Below are 18,151 nucleotides of genomic sequence, written 5' to 3'. Positions count from 1 at the left end.
TCGAATTGCGGCAGCAGCGAGAACCCGGCCACATCGTTGTCGTAGGTGCTGATCGCGAGGCCCTCGGAGAGCACCGCGGACATGCCCGCGTTTTCATAGGTGGTGATCGTGTTGTAGAAGCGCACGTAGAAAAGCTTGGAGCGCAAGAGCAGCCAATCGGTGGGCACCAGCTCAGCGTGCAGCGCCACCGAGCTTTTACGCCAGTCCTTGCGCCAGAGGGTCGAGGGATCGACCGCCTCCATGTTGAACGGCACGCCGCCCTCGAACTCGTAGTGCCCGGCGCTGAGCGCCACTGATCCCAGCGATCCGCTGTAGCCCAGGCGTCCGCTGAGCGATAGATCCTCGGAATCGGAGTTGTTGCGCAGCTTGCCGTCCTCGTTGCGCGTGGGCTCCATCTGCTGTGAGGTCAGGTAGCCCGCGCTGGTCGAGAACGCGGGTGCGAGGTAGTAATCAAAGTCCTTGTACGCGCCGGAGGTGCGCGCAGAGCCGCGCCAGGCGTTGACGTCGCCGTAGCCCGCGCTCAGTCGTGTGCGCGGGGTGGCACAGCCGCGCAACGTGACGATGTTGATCGCGCCGCCCAGTGTGTTGGGACCGTAGAGTACCGAGCTGGCGCCGCGCGCAATGCGAATCGAGGCCACGTCGCCCACCGGCAGCTTGCTTAGGTCCAGCACGTGGAAGTACGGCTCGTAGATCGGCACGCCGTCGACCAGCACGGCCACGTTGCGCGGATCGAGTCCGCGCAGGCTGACCAGGCTCTCGTGTTTGCCGTTGGCCGAGATCGAGGTCGGTGCGGCGTCGATCCGCGAGCCGGAATCCGCGGCCAAGGCTTCGGCCACGTTCTGCGCGCCCAGGGCTTTGATGTCTTTGGCGTCGATGAGCACGGCGAACGAGGTGCGCTGCGCCGGGCTTCGTTTGCCCAGCACCACGACCTCGCCCAGGGTGAAGGTCGACTGGTCATCGTCATCGGACTGATCGCCGTCGTCCTGCTGCGCCACCGCGTACGGCGGCAGGGCCAGGCATAGCGCGAGCAGCAGGATCAACAATCGTAAACTGCGAACGCTCATCAGCGGATCAGGGCTCGTCGTGGCAGCTGTAGCAGTTGATGGGCAGCTGCAACTGGTCGTGTTTGTAGTGGCAGCCCTCGCAGGTGTTGGCGTCCGAGCCCCACAGCGTGTCGCCGCCGATCAGCACCGGGATCGACGGGGCTTCCTGGGGCACGTTGATCAAGATCAGCTTGTCCACGGCCTTGGTCGAGACGCGCCCGCCCCATTCGGAGAGGTCAGGATCGTCGATGAAGCCGCGGTTGGCATAGGGCCGGTAGTACATGTTTTCCACGTGGTTGTGGCCGTAGGTCCAGGTGGAGACGAACTCGTCGGCCGCGTGGATGTTGACGTCGTAGAGGTACATATCGCCATCCACATCGACCCCGCCGAGCTCGAGCACGGTCTTGAAGTAGACCACCTCCTCGTACACGTCGGGCTCGACCTCGACTTCGCTGGTATCGCAGTCGCGCAAATAGATCTTGACCGGGTCGCCCGGCGGATCCTGGACTTCGATGAAGCGCAGCATGTCGATCACGTACAGATCGTCCACGCGCGCGGACTCGCCCAGGTCGGGAAACACGGAGTAGGGCGGGTCGTCGATGATCAGGTAGCCGTTTTGCATATCGTCCCAGGTGACGATCACATCGGACTTGCCCTGCCAGGGCTCGATCTTGTAGTCGTAGAGCACTTTGATCTGATCGGTGGTGAAGCTGCCGTCCATGGCGAACAGCTCGATCACGTAGTCCGAGACGAAGTCGGCGATGGCGATCGCCTCGTGCCCCTCGTAGTCGACGGTGTCCATGGTGTCGAAGTTGATGGCGAACTTACGGCCGTTGATCTTCAGCGTGATCCCCTCGCCGTGTACGGCGTCGCCCTCGGGCGGCGGCTCAACCTCGCGGATCGCCTCGATCTTGGTCACGCCGTGCAGGAAGTAGATATCGGAGAGATTCATTTCCTCCCAGTAATGGGAGCTGACCAACGGGTCGGGCTGCTCGGAGCTGGTCGGCTCATCCTGGTAGAGCACTCCGGATTTCTGTTCGTCGAACGAGATCTTGTCAAACGGTTTGCGTTCGTCGTAGGCCACTGGCTTGTACTCGAACTTTTTCGGTTCGCGGTTCAGGCCCGCGGCGCGGATCACCGAGGCCAGCGAAACCACGGGCTGTGGGCCGTCGCCCACATCGTAGAGGCAGGTCGGCAGGGTCGCCAGGTTGACGTTGGCCTCGAGCTGTTCGCCGTAGACCGTGACATTGACGTAGCCCTCGAGCCGCTCGTCCGAGGGATTGATGTCCTCGATTTTGCGCGCGAACACACCGGCCAGCGCGTCGTCGACGAACATGATGCCGTCCATGTCAAAGCCGTCGTCGGGCTTGTTCGAGCCGGGCACGCCGGTCCTCTCGTAGATCCGCAGGTTGGCCTTGGGCCCGCCGCTGCTGTGGCGGATCGTGATGTCCTTGGATTTCTGCGCGTAGGGCGGCCAGTCGGTGGTCGCATCCTCGGGGTCGATGTCGACGATCGAGAGGTCGCTGAGTCGAATCAGCGATCCGGCGTAGTCGTAGGGTGAGGCGACCAGCTCGTCGATGGTTGTCGGCTGCGGATCGGGCACTTCGTTGTTGATCGAGAGTTTGACCACGTGGTAGCCGCTGATCGGGATGAACTCGAGCATGTTGCCGTGCACGGTCACGCGTCCCTTGACGAACAGCTCGTCGCCCTCGTAGGTGCTGATCTCGGACATTAAGGCGCCGTCGTAGCCGTCGTCTTCCTCGGTGGAGCTCATGTCGGCAAAGACTTTGACGCCGTCGGTTTTCTGCTGGATGAAGGTCTTGAGGTACGAGCCGTCGACGATCACCCGCGTGCCCACGGTGACCACGCCGTTGACGCACAGCGTCTGGCCCAGTTGCGCCGGGTCGTCGCCGTCGCGCTGGTTGACGTCGGCCAGGTCGGTCATCTCGAACTCGCCCGCGATCGGCAGGCTGACCAGCGAGCCGTTGTTCATCTGCGATGCGTGGTAATCGCCCTTGGCCGGTTCCGCAATCCAGCCGATGCACAGATCGGCCGCGCACTCGTAGAACACAGCGTCCTGAAGCTGGTCCAGCGTCGGCAGATTTTCGTCGCCCACGCGGTCGGAGAGTTCGGCATCAAAAGAGCTGACGAAATCGTAGGTGAACCTGGGCGCGTCGGAGGCAAACTGCGGGATGCTCAGCAGCACGTCGGCCACGTTAAGTCCCTGGACCTGCTGCTCGGATCCCTCGGCGTCGATGACCATGAAGCCCTGGGGAGTGAAGTCGGCCAGCGGCACCGGGACCATGTTCAAATAGAAGGTATAGGCCCCGACCCCTTGGCCGTCGTCGTCATCATCATCGTCGTCGCCGGTATCTTTGGCGCAGCCGGCCCACAGCGTCAGGCTTAGGGCCAGGACCAGGGTCAGGATTAAAACGAACGATCTTGAGCTGTTAAGCTTCATCTTTACTCCTGGGAATACAGGGTAATGACCCCGTGGTTCATCCACTTGACGCTATAGGCACACTCGGCGCTGCCCCACGGATTTTTGGTCCAGCCCGAGGTCAGGTCGTCGTAGCGCGAGTCGTAATATAAATAGCCGTGCTTCATCTCCTCCCAAGAGGGCAGGAGCGATAGATCCTCGTAACGCTTGATAAATAGGTCGTAGCCGTCGGTGGCCGTGAGGTTGTAGCGGTACAGCTCGGGCGCGTCGGCCAGGCTGCTTTGGAGGATCACCTCGGAGAGCAGCACTGCCGGAGCGCCGTTGAAGTCGTGCTGATCCATGCCCTCGAGCACGACCTCGACCTCTGTGTCGCCGAGCACCACATAGACCCGCTCGTCGCCTTCCCACACGCCGCCGGTGAAGTCGGTCACCTCGGAATACTGGTCGTCGTAGCCCTCCCAGCCCGGTCCGCAGCCAAAAACCGCCACGGTCAGCATGGCGCATAGGGCCACGATCAGGGCGTAATGATTGGGATGCCGATGTTTCATAAGACGTGTCATTTGCTATGCCTGAGGTTGACTATATGTCTGACTATACAGAACGAACGCATTATAGACTGGCTGATTTATCAGTCAAGGCATAATGTACTTTGCCGTTGAACTAGCTGATATCAGACGGAATAATTGTAACAACCGCAACGGCGACGTTGTTTCGGGCTGGGCATGCCGATGGTTTTTATTTGAGCCCCATAATTCTAAAAAAGCATAAGTAGCTAATAACATAGCGCAAAAAAGCTAGCCTTGACAGGTATATATCACAATTGACATAAAAGCGACCCCCATGATATAGATGCCCCCGCCTCTGACAGATGTTTGTAATCAGGATCACAAAGGAGATTCAAATGCACAATAGAAGCCATTTTTTCCTGATGTTGTTAATCGCCATGATCGTGGCCGCCTTGGCCGGAGGCTCGTTGCTCGGCTGCTCCGGGGACGACGATGATGACGACGACGATGATGTCGACGATGATGTTGACGACGACGACGATGATGTCGACGATGATGACGACGACGATGATGACGACGACGACATCCCCTGGACCGGCGATGAGACGATCTTCGTCGAGCTGGGCGATGACGATCCGGTCGAGGTCGTGTTCGCGGGCCTGGGCGGCGTAATGTGGGACAATCCCGAGGACGACCCGGACGCCGGCGAGATGCTCTGCCTGCGAATTAAGACAATTGTCGACGCCGCGGCCGAGGTCAAGGGCAAGGACTTGGCTGACTATAAGTACACGTTTATCGCCACTGACAACTACAATCCGCTGAACAAGGGCATGGACGGCGACTACCGCGAGCTGCCGGGCTACGCCGACCTGGCCCTGGGCTACATCTACGAGTACGAGGAAGACGATTCCAAATATACCGACATCCGCCTTGGTTGGGATGAGTCGTTGGATTTCTCCAGCGGCCTGAAGATGCGGATGATGGACGGCGGCACGATCCAGGCCGTCGAGAACATCCTTTACGATCAGCACATCACCGTGAACGTGGCCTACGGCGTGGAAAAGACCTACACCGAGGTCGACCTGTTCGGCATGCCGGTGGTGGACAACGAGGGCACCCTGGGCGTGCCGCTGTATCTGATCGTCAACGATGCCGACCTGACGGACTTCGACCCCAAGACCTACGACTACGGCTTTAACTTCATTTCCAACGATGGTGACGGCAACTGGTCGGTGCTTAGCGAGAAGCTCGGCGGCGACACCAGCCTGCTGCCGGTGTGGCAGGACACCGAGACCAGTCAAGACGTGCATCACGGCTGGATCTACGATGGCGACACCGATGGCCACAAGCTGGGCTGGGACGATGCCGCCGTAATGTCCAGCCACTTCAGCATTAAGCACATGGACGGCGGATATATCGACGTCTACGATGTGACTACGGACTGATCCGAGTAACGCATTCGTAAAACCGGGGGGCGGCCCGTGCCGTCCCCCTATAGTTTTCAGGGGAGGTCGGATGGCTGATCAGCGCGGTCACAAACTTCTATGGACGCTACTGGCGATCGCCGTGGTAATCCTGCTGGTTACCTGGATCGTGCGGCTGGGCAACTCTGAGCCGCCTCAGGTTTGGCACGGCGACCAAAAACTCTACGTGGCGCTGGGCGAGAGCGCCGCAGTCACGATCTACCTTGAGGGGCTGCCCGCATATAACTGGACCTCGCCCGACGATCAAGTCGAGCGTCAGGCGATCTCGCTGAAAACCATTGTCGACGCCGCAATGCAGCCGGGATTCATGCCGGAGAAGTACGGGTACGACCTGCAAGCCACGGACTATTACGATCTGCTCGCCGACACCCTTGAGGGCGACCATCGTCAGCTGCCGGGCTACGCCGAGCTGAGCCGTGGATTCGTGATCGAATACTTCAACGGCTACACCGACAGCAGCGATCTGCTGGTGCTGTGGGACGAGGCGCTGGATTATTCCAACTCATATAAGGTGCGGCTGTTCGACCGCGGGATCGTGCGAACTGTCGAGCCGGTATATTTTGACGGCGACGGTGCGGTCGAGGTCGCCTCGGCCTCGTCAAGCAACGCCGCGCGGATCGAGCTGCACGGCATGCCCGCGGTGAAAATCGATGGGCGCCAGGCAGTGCGACTGCACCATGCGGTGCGCGACGCAAATCTGGACGGGTTCGATCCCAAGCAACGTCAATACGTGATCAACCTGTGCTACGGCCTGCCCACAGGCCAAGTCAATCTGCTGGCCGATAAGCTCGGCGCGCGGATTTTCGATCTGCCGCAGTGGGACCGCAAGGCGCAGTTCAACCTGCACCAGGGCTATTTGTACAACGACGAAAACGGCAAGCTTGGCCTGGGCTGGGACGGCCGCGAGCCCGATGATGGGCTGTTCGTAATCGAGCAGGCCGACGGCCTACGCCTTGAGGTTTACGACGTGACCCGGCCGCAGCTCTAAGCTGCCACAAGGCACGCGAGCGGATCATAATTATTGTCCAACGATGCTCTCCGCGACGCGGGATTGGTCGTTGTCAATAACCAATCGCAGTGCGCGAGTTTTGCACCGGCTCAAAGCCGCCGCAAGGCACGCGAGCGGATCATAATTATTGTCCAACGATGCTCTCCGCGACGCGGAATTGGTCGTTGTTAATAACCAATCGCAGTGCGCGAGTTTTGCACCGGCTCTAAGCCGGTCGATAAAGCACGGCGCTGATGCGCTTAAGCACACCAGCGCCGTGGTTGGGTTTAGGGTGGTTAGTCTTCGTCGCCTTCGACCAACACCAGCTTGCCGCTCAGGTAGTCGTCGTAGGCCGACAGGTCGAGCATACCGTGGCCCGAGAGGTTAAAGACGATCGTCTCGGCCTTGCCCTCCTGCTTGCAACGCTCGGCCTGGCTCACCACCTCGGCGATGGCGTGGCAGGTTTCGGGCGCGGGGATGATTCCCTCGGTCCGTGCGAATGCAATGCCGGCCTTGAACACCGGACCCTGAGGCACGGACTTGGCCTCGATCAGTCCCAGGTCGAGCAGATGGCTGACCAGCGGCGCGGCGCCGTGGTAGCGCAATCCACCGGCGTGGATTCCCGGCGGAATGTAGTTGTGACCCAGGGTGTGCATCTTGAGCAGCGGCGTCATCTCGGATTTGTCGCCGAAGTCGTACTCGTATTTGCCCTTGGTCAGCGAGGGACATGAGCGCGGCTCGACCGCGATAATGCGCAGGTCGCGGCCGTTGATCTTGTCGCGTACGAACGGGAACGACATGCCGGAGAAGTTCGATCCGCCGCCGTGGCAGCCGATCACCACGTCGGGGTAATCGTTGGCGAGCTTGAACTGCTTGAGCGCCTCTTGGCCGATCACGGTCTGATGCAGCATTACGTGGTTGAGCACGCTGCCCAGGCCGTACTTGGTGTTCTCGGAGCCGATCGCGTCCTCGATTGCCTCGCTGATGGCGATCGCCAGGCTACCCGGGGTGTCGGGGAACTCGGCGAGCACCTTGCGGCCGGTCTCGGTGCGCTGCGAGGGGCTGGCAAAGGCCTGGGCGCCGTAAGTCTCCATCACCACGCGGCGGTAGGGCTTCTGGTCGAAGCTCACGCGCACCATGTAGACCCGCACCTTAAGGCCGAAGAACGACCCGGCCATGGCCAACGCGCTGCCCCACTGGCCCGCGCCGGTCTCGGTGGTCATGGTGTCGATTCCCTCGAGCTTGTTGTAGTAGGCCTGGGCCAGGGCGGTGTTGGCCTTGTGCGAGCCCACCGGGCTGACGCCCTCGTACTTGAAGTAGATCTTGGCCGGAGTGCCCAACGCCTTTTCAAAACGCGCGGCGCGGATCAGCGGCGAGGGGCGATACAGTGCGTAGGCCTCGCGCACCGGCTCGGGGATCGGGATTTCGCGCTGAGAGCTGATCTCCTGTTCGATCAGGCCGCGCGGGAACATGTGCTCCATCTCGTCGGGCTTCAGCGGCTCGCCCGTGCCCGGATGCAGCGGCGGCGGCGGCGGGGTCGGCAGGTCGGGCACGATGTTGTAGTAGTTTTGCGGACTGTCCTCGAACGGTAGTTCGAATCGGATCGGTTTCATCTGGTGTCTCCCTTCGGGTTTTCACGCCCTAATAAAAAACCCGCCCCGAGTTGTTCGGGGCGGGTCGCATTCGGCGTATTTGACTGGTTTTCAGCCCACGCGCGCGCCGCCTATGGCAGTCCACCACCACCAGTCGTTAAGAACGCGGGTTTGGGCTTTGTCGATCATTGCAACGATATATACGGAATTTTGACGCAGCTTGTCAAGCGTTGATATCAATCACCTGGCCGTCGTAGGCCGGGCTGACGTTGCGCGGCAGTCGGCGCTCGAGCTCGGAGTGCTTGACGTGGTGGCTGATGTGCGTCAGCAGCGCGCGGCGCGGCGCGATGCGCTCGATTTCGGCCACGGCCTGGTCGAAGCTAAAGTGCGTGGGGTGCGGGAACGGTCTTAGCGCGCCGATGATCAGCAGATCGAGGTCGTGCAACATGTTGCGGCTCGAGCGCGGCACGCCCGAACAGTCGGTAAGGTAGGCGATCGGCCCTACGCGGTAGCCGACGATCTTCATCTTGCCGTGGGCGATCGGCACCGGCGCGATCTGCAGGCCGAACAATTCGAACGGCCCCTGCACCTCGTTTGGAGTCAGCCCGGGCAAACCGCCTCCGGCCTGCGTCGCCCCGCCAAAGATGTAGTCGAAGCGGTGCTTGATGTCCTCGATGCTCACCGGGCTGCCGTAGATCGGGATCGGGCCGCCCTTGATGAAGTTGAAGGCCCGCAGGTCGTCGATGCCGTGCACGTGGTCGGCGTGGGTGTGGGTGTAGAGCACGGCGTCCACCTGCTCGATGCCGCAAGCCAGGGCTTGGGTCCGCAGGTCGGTCGAGGTGTCGATCAGCAGACATTGGCCCTCGTGCTCGATGTAGATGCTCGAGCGCATGCGCTTGTCGCGGTGATCAGATGAGCTGCAAACCGGACAGTGGCAGCCGATAACCGGTACGCCGATGCTGGTTCCGGAGCCGAGGACGATCAATCTCAAGTTGTGTTCTCCCGAACGTTCGCTCCCCCTGCTGGGAACGATTACAGCCTACCACATTGGGTAAAAAGGGGAAGCGGCTGCGTTCAGGCTAGAACTTGACCTCGGTTACCTCGAACTCGCGCAGTCCGCCGGGAGTGCGAACGCGCGCCAGGTCGCCCACGTGCTTGCCGATCAAAGCCTGCGCCACCGGGGACTCGATCGAGAGCAGGCCGCGTTTGGCGTCGGCCTCGTCCGCACCGACGATGCGGTAGATTACCTCGGCGCCGCTGTCGATGTTCTCCATGGTCACCGTGGCGCCGAACACCACCTTGTCGCCGCTGAGGGTCGAGGTGTCGATCACCCGTGCCCCGGCCAGCTTCTGCTCGATATCGCGGATGCGGGCCTCGAGCAGCCCCTGGGCGTTCTTGGCCTCGTCGTACTCGGCATTCTCCGACAGGTCGCCGTGCTCGCGCGCCTCCTCGATGTCGCGCACGATCCGCTGTCGATCATGGTACTTAAGCTGGTTCAGCTCAGCCTTGAGCATTTCGAAACCACGCGTGGTCATCGGAACCGAGTTGGTCATCGTCCGGTACACTGCGCTGCGCGGGCGCTACGCTCGGCGGCGCTGGGATCGTTCGCGGCAACGGCCAACTTGGCGGCCAGGCGCAAAGCCCTGCAAAAGCCCGGATCCACGCTGGTCGCCTTGTCTAAAAACTCGAGGGCCGCTGCGCTTCGGCCTGAGCGCGAGGCCATCAGCGCGTCGACGAACGTGGCGTAGGCGCTGAGGTTGTTGGTCGGAATACTCTTCATCCGCGAGTGCGCGCCGGCGTCGAGCACCACGTTACAGACCTGCGCCAGGCTAAGTACGATTTCGTCGCAACTGGAGAAGAACTCCTTGTACATCGAGACCCCGTTGGTGCCGATGATGATGTTGCCGCGCTGGCTGTCGTAGATCCGTACTTCGAGGTTCAGGTAGCCGCCTGAGCGTTCGTAATAGCCGCAGAGCATCACCTCGGCGTCCAGGTTTTGGCCCGTGCGTTTGATTACTTCCTGGCCCTCGAAGATCGACGGGTCGAAGCTCGACGAGCGGATCTGCTCGTGGACCAACGCCGGATCGACCAGGTCGAACACGCCCGCGGCCGCGATTTTGTACTCCAAGGCGTCGACGAGCATCGGGCCGATGTAGGCGAAATCCGGATTCAGCGACTTGTTGACGAACGGCAACACGGCGACCTTGATCGGCGCGTCAACCGGTTGATCCACGGCGGCCGCCGGGCCGCAGATCAGTACGAGCAGGATCGACAATGCCGCAATACAGGCGAGTTTTTTCATACAGGGCAAGTTCTACCCGCTTCGCCCGTGCCTCGTCAAGGTTGCGTTGCGGCAGTGCAATCCGTGGCCGCAATCCCCTATAATCTTGTTTCGACAAAACCTGCCCGGAGGAATCCCAAGTGCGCCTGCTTTCGCTGATCCGCGAGCTGTGGACCCATCTGCCGGCCTGGTTCTTTTTATTCACGGTCGGCAGAATCACTCTAATCAATATCACCTCGCTGCCCAACGGGCCGCGCCACGAGTGGGCCTGGACCGCGGCCGCGCCGATCCTGGTCGTGCTGATCTACTATTGGCGCAGGCTCGATATGCAAAAGGGGCTGGGCCGCGCCCAGGACCTGTTCGGCGTGGTCACGCTGGTGGCAATGGCCGCGGTGCTCGGGCCGTACTACCTGGCGCCCGAGGCCTCGGCCGCGCTACGCCCCGGCGGCTCGCCCAACGCTGCGCTGGTCTGGGCCCACGAGATCACGACCTTCGTCTGGGTCGGACTGCTGGTGCTGCATTGCCTGTGGTTCCGCGGCTGGCGCGGAGTGGTGATGTTCTATGTGATCGGCCTGGCCTACGGTACGGCGTTGGAGAGCTCGGGCACGGTCAACGGCTTCTTCTACGAGCAGGGGTACAACTACGAGTTCGGCCGCGAGTACTTCGCGCCGCTGGCCACGATCTTGGGCTGGACCACGGTATTCTACCCCACGGTGCACATCGCGCAGACGATCTGGCGCGGCACCAAATCCAGGCCGCTGCTGATCGGCATTACCGCGGCCACGGCCGGTACGCTGCTGGACCTCAACGTCGATCCGGTGGCCACCGAGGCGCACCTGTGGTTCTGGAACGATCTGCTGGCCCAGGGCCCGCACTTCTGCGGCGTGCCGCTGCTCAACTTCGCATCGTGGTTCTTCGCCCTGGTGCCCTTTGCCACGTTCCTGGTCTGGATCGAGGGGCGCGGCGATTGGTCGACCCTGCGCAAGTTCGCAACCCTGGCCGTGGCCGTGCCGGTAAGCCAGGGGATCAGCGGCGTGTGCCTGGTGGTCTGCATGTGGCTGATCGAGGGCTGGGGCGGCCCGACCCTGACCATCCTCCGCCAGGGCCTGGGGCTCGGCGGATAGGGTTGTGTTAATATCCGAAAAATTATCCGTCGGGGCTGGATGATGCGTGGAATCTGGCTGTTGGTGATCCTCTCGGCGCTGCTGGCGCTGTGTCTGGCAGCGGGCTGCGAATCAGACAACGACGATGACGACGACGAAGTTGCGGACGACGAATCCGAGGATGACGACTCCGGCGACGACGATCTGGGCGATGACGACGACGGCGGGCCGTACTACGACCCGGGCTGGGTCGTGCCCATGGACGTGCTCGATCCGGTGCGCGACCGCAGTTGGGCGCGCGGGATCATCCACGCGCATTCGATCTATTCCCACGACGCGTGCGACAACAAACCCGAGGGCAACACCGAGTGCCTGATGCAACTGCGCCAGGCGCTGTGCGACACGCGTCAGAACTACCTGATGCTCACCGACCACGCGGACAGCTTCGCGGAGCACGAGTTTCCCGACGTGCTGCTCTATTTGCCCGAGTACGGCGATCGGCTGGTCTACGACGACGAGGATCGGCCCGCGGCCAACCTGATTCACTGCGCAGACGGCAGTTCCGTCACCGTGGCCGTGGGAACCGAGAACGACTTTATGCCGGTGCACATGCACCAGCACCTCGATGGCACGGTGCAGGAACGCTATGCGCTGTACGACGCGCGGGACTCCGCCTCGGCCGAGCAGTTGCGCGCTCTGGGCGCTTCGCTGATTGTCAATCATCCCGAGGGCTGGTCGATCGACGAGCTCAAAACTCTGGCGCCCGACGGGGTCGAGCTGTTTAACCTGCACGCGGCCATCGATCCGGACAACCGAGCCGACTTGGGCCTGCCCGGCCTGGACTTTGTCGACGACCTGCTGATCTTCCTGCTCGATCCACTGACCCCGCATCCCAACCTGGCGATCATGACCTTCTGGCCGCAGACCCAGGCCTGGAACGAACGCTGGGACGCGCTGCTGGGCGTGCAGCGCTGCTACGCGGTGGCGGCCACGGACGTGCACCGCAACGCGCTGCCCTTCCCGCTTTCCGACGGCGAGCGCGCCGACGGCTACCGCCGGATGATGCAGTTCTTCTCCAACTACCTGTTGGTCGACGACCAACAGTTGGCCTCGTACGAGGACGCGCTGGACAGCGGGAGGATGCTCTCGGTCTTCGAGTTCCTCGGCTTCCCGATCGGCTTTGACTTCCGCGCCCAGGACGCCAAAGGGGTCTACGAGATGGGCCAGGAGGTGCCGTGGTCGGAGGGCCTGACGATCAGCGTCAGTCTGCCTGAGCCGTTCTACATCGACCCCAACGGGCCGCAGCCCGAGGTCAGTCTCGAGCTGGTGCGCATCGACGAGCTGGGCAGCGAGGTGGTGGCATCCTCGGATACGCAGATCGAGTATCAGGTCGAGGGTCCGGGCGTGTTTCGCGCGGTGGCGCACATCGTGCCCCTGCACCTGATTCCGTTTTTAGGGACCAGCCCGGAGCTGTTCATCCGCGACTACCCCTGGATCTACGCCAACCCGATCTACATTAGATAGTGGCTCATAGCCGCCCTAGTTGATGTTGGCCATGGCCTGGAGTCGGTTGGCGTCGATGCTCAGCCTGGTGCGCGAGAGCTTGCCGATCACCCCTTGGCGTTCAAAGGCGGAGAGCACTCGGATGCAGGTCTCGACCGTTGTGCCCACCAGGTCGGCGATTTCCTGCCTGGTGTAGGGCAGAGTGATTTCGGGCAGAGGTCGACCGCCACCCTGATCGTTGGCGATCTTGAGCAGCAACGTTGCGATGCGCTGATCCACCCGATTGGTGGACAGGCCGGTGATGCGGTCCTCAAAATCGCGCAGCCTGCTTCCGACCTCCGAGGCCAACTCCAGGCTCAATCCGGGATTGTTGCGCAAGAGCAGGCGGAACAGCGGCATGTTGATCTGCAGCACGGTGGTCGGTTCCATGGCCACGGCCGAGTGGGTCGAGGGTCGGGCGTCGATGGCCGATAGCTCTCCGATGGTGTCCACGGCGTGAAACACGCCGAGGATCGTCTCCGAGCCGTTTGACGCATACTTGATGAGCTTGATCCTGCCCGAGACGATAAGATAGAGCGATATAAGCTCCGAACCTTCCATGTAGATCACGTCGTTGCGTCGAAAGCTCAACACTCGGGATTGGCTGGTCAGGTCGCCTAGCTTGTCAGCCGGCACCAAAGACAACAGCCTAGAAGACTCAATAATTTTCTGGTACGCAAAATTCATTTCCATGCCCTCCATACAAATAAAGATATAGCGATGATCGTGCCATGAACGGGATAGGTAGTAATTAAGTTGAGCCGCTTATGTATGATGGCGATATTTGAAAGTAATCCGGCTTACACTTTTTCGGCCGTAGGGAGCTGTTCCAGGCCCTCGATCGACAAAATGAATAATAATCTACACACGGGTTGGGGAATTTTGTGTACTATTGTACAGATGGTTGAGAAAATGGCCTCAGCGTTCGGATTTAGTACGGTCGATGTCTATCCCGAACTTTTTCAGCCGATACAGCAGAACGTGGCGCTCGATGCCTAAAAATCGCGCGGCTCGACTCTTATTGTTGTTGGTGCGCTGCAATACGTCCTGGATGATCAGGCGTTCGATCTGCTCCAGGTCCACACCTTGCTCGGGCAGCACGAAGCTGAATTCGTCGACCGGTTCCTGGGAAAAACCCTTAAGGCCTGCGCCGGGCATCAGGCCTTGCTGCAACTGGTTGAGGCTGATGTGCTCGGAATTGCTCAAGTGCACCAGTCGCTGGGCGAAGTTCTCCAGCTCGCGTACATTTCCCGGCCAGCTGTAGGCCGCCAGCCGCCGGTCGACCTCCGGCTCGACCGTGAACCTGTCGCCGCCGTATTTTTTAATAAAGTATCGCAGCAACAGCGGCACGTCCTCGATCCGTTCGCGCAAAGGCGGCACGTGGATCGGGATCACATTCAGCCGATAGAACAGGTCCTCGCGAAAGTTCTTGTTGCGTACGGCCTGTTTCAGGTCGGTGTTGGTGGCCGCGATCACCCGCACGTCGATGTTCTTGGGCTGCCGGGCGCCGATCGGATCGACCTGGCGTTCTTGGAGCACGCGCAGCAGCTTGGACTGCAACTCCATCGGCATCGATCCCACCTCGTCGAGAAAGATCGTGCCGGTGTGCGCCAGTTCGAACTTACCCTTTTGCTCGCGCACCGCGCCGGTGAACGAGCCCTTGGTGTGGCCGAATAGTTCGCTCTCGAGCAAAGTGGCGGGGATCGCCGTGCAGCTCAGCGCCACGTAGGGCTTGGCCGAGCGGTCCGAGAGGCCGTGCAAGGCCGAGGCGATCAGCTCTTTGCCCGTGCCGCTTTCGCCGGTGAGCAACACCGTGGCATTGGTCGGACCGATGCGCTCCACCAAATCCAGTACATTGAGCCAGGTCTTGGAGCTTCCCACCAGGTCGGCGCGTTTGCGGTCGGCCAGGGCGCTTTTCAGCCGCAGATTGTCGTGGGCCAGCGCGGACTTGTCAAAGGCCCGGCGCACGGTGAACACCAGATCCTCGCGCGTAAACGGTTTGGCCAAATAGTCCTGCGCTCCCAAACGCATCACGCGTACCGCCTCCTCCACCGAACCGTAGGCGGTCATAATAATTACTTCGGTTTGGGGCGCCTGGTCCTTGATCGATTTGAGAACTTCCTGGCCGCTGATCCCGGACATCTTCAGCTCACACAGCACGACCATGTGCCGCCGTTCGAAGAACGTGGCCAGGCCCGCGCTGCCGCTGGTGGCCGAATCAACCTCATAGCCCTCTTGTTCGAGGACCTTGCTGATCAACTTGCGTGTGCCGATATCGCTGTCGATCACCAGCAGTTTGTTTTTCATCGTCTATTTCCTTGCCCGAGTCCAACTGTACAATATTCTACACCCCACAACGATCATTTTATGGAAATTGTTAAATCAAGAATCAGTCCGCGATCGGCAGCCACTGATCCAGGTCGATCACCAACAGTTTGTAGTGGTTGGCAACGGTCAGCCGTTGGGCCGCGAGGTCCACGGCGGGCAGACGGCAGCGCCGCAGGCCGGTGCGGACCGTGGCGACCAGTTCCCCTTTTGCAGGGTCAACAGCGTAGAGCTCGCCGTTGAAGTAGTTGATCAGGTAGTACAGGCCGCGTTGCGGGTCATAGGCGCCCTTGCGGATGCCCATGTCCAGGTCGATCTCGCGAACGGTGGCCAGGGTCTGTGGGTCGAGTACCAGCAACTTGCCCGGCACCGTGAGGATCGCCAGCAGCAGCGGCGGATCGCCGACCACGTCGAGGTTGATGAATCCGGCGACCGGGAACAGCGGGCGTTGAGCCTTGATCTCGCCGGTTTGCGGATTCCAGCGCGTGAGCCGACCGAAGAACATGTGGTGCCAGTCCAGCCGCACCAGGTCCTCGCTGGCGGGCAGCGGCGCGATGTCGTCGGTCATGCGCACGAACCCCTGCTGCTCGCCGGGCAGCAGGGAGGTGATCTCCCAACTGTCGATATTGATCAGCCGCGCGTCCCCGTTATCAAAGGTCGAGACCAGGCGTCGGCCCGGCTGATCCAAATGCAAATAGCCCTGGGCGTCGGTCTCATTAAAGACCAGCAGGCTCTCCAGCTGTTGGGAGGTCGGGTCAAAGGCAAACAGCTCCGGCCCCAGTCCCAGCAGATAGCGCGGCCCCTGTTCGGTTTGCAGCACTTGGTAAGTTGAGCTGGACTCCCGCGCCGACTCGTAGTTGGCCAAAATTTTGCCCGAGCCATCGACCAGATAGGCCAGCGCCTGATGGAAGTGCGGGGCCAGCAGGTAGCGGTTGCCCTCGATCGGAATCGCGAATGTGATCTGCTTCAGCGGCACATCCAGCCAGCGGAAGCCCGGTCCGCTGCGCGGCCGACTGACCTCCCAGACCTGCGAGCCGATGCTCAAGGCCACGGCCAGCCCGCACAGCCCGATCAGCATGCGCATCAGGCCGGCCCGGCCCAGGACCGCGTAGAGCGCACCGATCAGCACGAATCCCGCTGCCGCGGACCAGGCGACCCACGGCGGACGGCTGTCCAGGGTCGGCGCTGTCCAGACGATCAGTCCGACGAACAGTGTGGCCCAGCCGATCAGCTCCGGCGCGCCCAACGGCCGCCGCGGACGGGCCAGGGTCAGGGTCGCGGCGCACAGTACGGTAAGCGCCAGTGCCCACGGTGCGGCGAGCAGCACGAACACCGCGAACTTAAAACTCTCCCACAGCGCAATCAGCACGACGAGCACGAACGCTGCGGCGAACAAGTGGCGCTGGAACATCGCGACCGCGCTCAACGCAATCAGCGCGACCAGCGTCCACAGCGGCGGCATCTCCTGGGCCGCGTGCACGTACAGCAGCAACGCCAGGCTCAACAGGACCAGCGGCCGGTGGGCCGCGATCTGGTAGCCGCGCAATAAACTGCGTCCGGCGCGAGCGGCCTTTTGCCGCAAAGCCCGTCTATGCCTGCGGTTGTTTTCCAGCGACCCTCTCCGTTAAAAAATGCGGGCCGGTCAGTGTCTGGTGGTGGTGGTCTCGAGCAGGGCCTCGGCCGCCAGCTCGGCGTTGCCGGTGTGGGGATTGTCCATCACGATCACCCGCTCGAAGTAGTAGCGCGCGGTATCGACCTCGCCCGCGTCGAGCAGCACCTCGCCCATGCCGTACAGCGCGTGGTCGTGGCTGGCCGATACGTAATCCTCGGCCTGGGAGTCGAACAGCTCGAGCGCCTCGCTAAAAAGTTTCATCGCCAGCTCGGGGTCGTCGTCCACGAACAGCGCGATGCGGCCCAGGTTGGACAGCGCCTGGCCGCGACCGTTGGGCGTGTCGGGGTGTTGCAGCGACTGGGTCAGCAGTTCCTGCGCAGTGTCGTACTCCTCGAGGTCCTGGTAGATCGTGCCGAGCTTACGCAGGTAGAAGCCGACCAGCTCGTCCTCCCCACAGTTCTCCTTGGCGCGCCAGTAGTAGTCGATGGCCGTGCGCAGATTGTCCAGCTCCAGGTGGCATTGGCCGATGCGGCCGTAGGCCTCGGAGATGTCCGGCCGGTCGGGGTATTCGGTCTCGAAGGTCTTGAAGTGCGGCAGCGCCCGGCGGATGTTGGCCGTGAATCCCTCGCTGTCGCCCTCCTCGTCAGCGTCGAAGGCCTTGAAAATCGCGATGTAGCCCAGCAGCAGCAGGGCCTCGGGCCGATCGGGATGCTCCGGGGGGCCTGCGGCCACGGCCTGCAGGTGAGGCAGAGCATCGTCGTAGTCGCCGCGCTCGTAGTAGGCGCTGCCGGTGAGGAAGCGCACCTCGATGTCGATCTCGGGCTCGAGCCCATTACTGCCCAAATCGCCGAGGATCGACAACGCGCGATCATAGTCGCGGTTGTCGATCAGCTCGTCGGCCTTGCGCAGCAGACTTTTCTGGTCTTGTTGGTACATCCCGTCTTTTACCTGATCTTCATTAGAGCCGAACCGTCGGCCGTTGGTCTGGCTGAATTATCGGCAGGCGCACATCCAAGGTCAAGCCGCGGGCGTAATGCGCTTTGCACGGCGCGCCGCATCCCGCGTAATGTCCTACGCGTCGGCAACTTTGCGGGCGCGGGACAAGTCTTGGTTATTCGTGAAGTTGTCCACGATACGAGCTTGTGCGGCAGCAGATGGTATGCTATTAGCATTACGCCTTTGATGGGTGAATACATGGGTCTGATAAACACAATCCTCAAGAAATACTTCTGGGC

The 18,151-nt window shown here is 61.6% G+C and carries 15 protein-coding genes; 4 read left to right on the top strand and 11 right to left on the bottom strand.

Annotated features, from left to right (window positions below):
* The 3 genes from P9M14_15130 to P9M14_15120 all read right to left on the bottom strand — a co-directional run.
* A partial coding sequence (locus P9M14_15130; protein MDP8257078.1) for a TonB-dependent receptor plug domain-containing protein occupies positions 1 to 1,064 on the bottom strand: 1,064 nt, incomplete at its 3' end.
* 7 nt (positions 1,065 to 1,071) lie between these two features.
* A complete protein-coding gene (locus P9M14_15125; GenBank protein MDP8257077.1) occupies positions 1,072 to 3,504 on the bottom strand; it encodes a hypothetical protein in 2,433 nt (810 codons plus the stop codon).
* A gap of 2 nt (positions 3,505 to 3,506) precedes the next feature.
* The gene (locus tag P9M14_15120) at positions 3,507 to 4,043 is read right to left on the bottom strand and encodes a hypothetical protein (GenBank protein MDP8257076.1); all 537 of its coding nucleotides are present in this window, start codon (positions 4,041 to 4,043) and stop codon (positions 3,507 to 3,509) included.
* Between the two features lie 341 nt (positions 4,044 to 4,384).
* Between P9M14_15120 and P9M14_15115 the strand changes: the two genes are divergently transcribed.
* Together P9M14_15115 and P9M14_15110 are read left to right on the top strand one after the other, a co-directional pair.
* Entirely contained in the window at positions 4,385 to 5,434 is a 1,050-nt protein-coding gene (locus P9M14_15115; protein MDP8257075.1) for a hypothetical protein, read from the top strand.
* A gap of 70 nt (positions 5,435 to 5,504) precedes the next feature.
* Entirely contained in the window at positions 5,505 to 6,461 is a 957-nt protein-coding gene (locus tag P9M14_15110) for a hypothetical protein (protein MDP8257074.1), read from the top strand.
* A 296-nt stretch (positions 6,462 to 6,757) separates the two neighbouring features.
* Here the strand turns inward: P9M14_15110 and P9M14_15105 are convergent, their stop codons facing one another.
* The 4 genes from P9M14_15105 to P9M14_15090 form a co-directional block, all read right to left on the bottom strand.
* Positions 6,758 to 8,074: a TrpB-like pyridoxal phosphate-dependent enzyme gene (locus tag P9M14_15105; GenBank protein MDP8257073.1), complete on the bottom strand. Its 1,317-nt coding sequence runs from the start codon at positions 8,072 to 8,074 to the stop codon at positions 6,758 to 6,760.
* 202 nt (positions 8,075 to 8,276) lie between these two features.
* Positions 8,277 to 9,044, bottom strand: a complete 768-nt coding sequence (locus P9M14_15100; protein ID MDP8257072.1) for an MBL fold metallo-hydrolase — start codon at positions 9,042 to 9,044, stop codon at positions 8,277 to 8,279.
* Between the two features lie 88 nt (positions 9,045 to 9,132).
* On the bottom strand, positions 9,133 to 9,606 hold the full coding sequence (gene greA, locus P9M14_15095; GenBank protein MDP8257071.1) for a transcription elongation factor GreA: 474 nt from the start codon (positions 9,604 to 9,606) through the stop codon (positions 9,133 to 9,135).
* Entirely contained in the window at positions 9,603 to 10,355 is a 753-nt protein-coding gene (locus tag P9M14_15090) for a hypothetical protein (GenBank protein ID MDP8257070.1), read from the bottom strand. Before P9M14_15090 ends, greA begins: the two co-directional genes overlap by 4 nt.
* A gap of 119 nt (positions 10,356 to 10,474) precedes the next feature.
* On the opposite strand from P9M14_15090, the gene P9M14_15085 reads away from it, so the two are divergent.
* On the top strand, positions 10,475 to 11,458 hold the full coding sequence (locus P9M14_15085; GenBank protein MDP8257069.1) for a carotenoid biosynthesis protein: 984 nt from the start codon (positions 10,475 to 10,477) through the stop codon (positions 11,456 to 11,458).
* Between the two features lie 42 nt (positions 11,459 to 11,500).
* Positions 11,501 to 12,961 carry a hypothetical protein gene (locus tag P9M14_15080; GenBank protein ID MDP8257068.1) on the top strand — a complete coding sequence of 487 codons (1,461 nt, stop codon included), beginning with the start codon at positions 11,501 to 11,503 and terminating at the stop codon, positions 12,959 to 12,961.
* A 15-nt stretch (positions 12,962 to 12,976) separates the two neighbouring features.
* Here P9M14_15080 and P9M14_15075 read toward each other — a convergent pair whose 3' ends face one another.
* The 4 genes from P9M14_15075 to P9M14_15060 form a co-directional block, all read right to left on the bottom strand.
* Positions 12,977 to 13,615, bottom strand: a complete 639-nt coding sequence (locus P9M14_15075; protein ID MDP8257067.1) for a Crp/Fnr family transcriptional regulator — start codon at positions 13,613 to 13,615, stop codon at positions 12,977 to 12,979.
* 282 nt (positions 13,616 to 13,897) lie between these two features.
* Positions 13,898 to 15,286, bottom strand: coding sequence for a sigma-54 dependent transcriptional regulator (locus tag P9M14_15070; GenBank protein ID MDP8257066.1), 1,389 nt, complete (start codon positions 15,284 to 15,286; stop codon positions 13,898 to 13,900).
* 82 nt (positions 15,287 to 15,368) lie between these two features.
* Positions 15,369 to 16,850: a hypothetical protein gene (locus tag P9M14_15065; protein ID MDP8257065.1), complete on the bottom strand. Its 1,482-nt coding sequence runs from the start codon at positions 16,848 to 16,850 to the stop codon at positions 15,369 to 15,371.
* Between the two features lie 96 nt (positions 16,851 to 16,946).
* Complete coding sequence (locus P9M14_15060) at positions 16,947 to 17,852, bottom strand: tetratricopeptide repeat protein (protein ID MDP8257064.1); 906 nt, start codon at positions 17,850 to 17,852, stop codon at positions 16,947 to 16,949.
* Positions 17,853 to 18,151: the final 299 nt, after the last annotated feature.

This window comes from Candidatus Alcyoniella australis (assembly GCA_030765605.1).
GTDB lineage: Bacteria > Lernaellota > Lernaellaia > JAVCCG01 > Alcyoniellaceae > Alcyoniella > Alcyoniella australis.
Note: the sequence above shows the minus strand (reverse complement) of the source record. Positions and strands in the feature narration are given on the sequence as shown.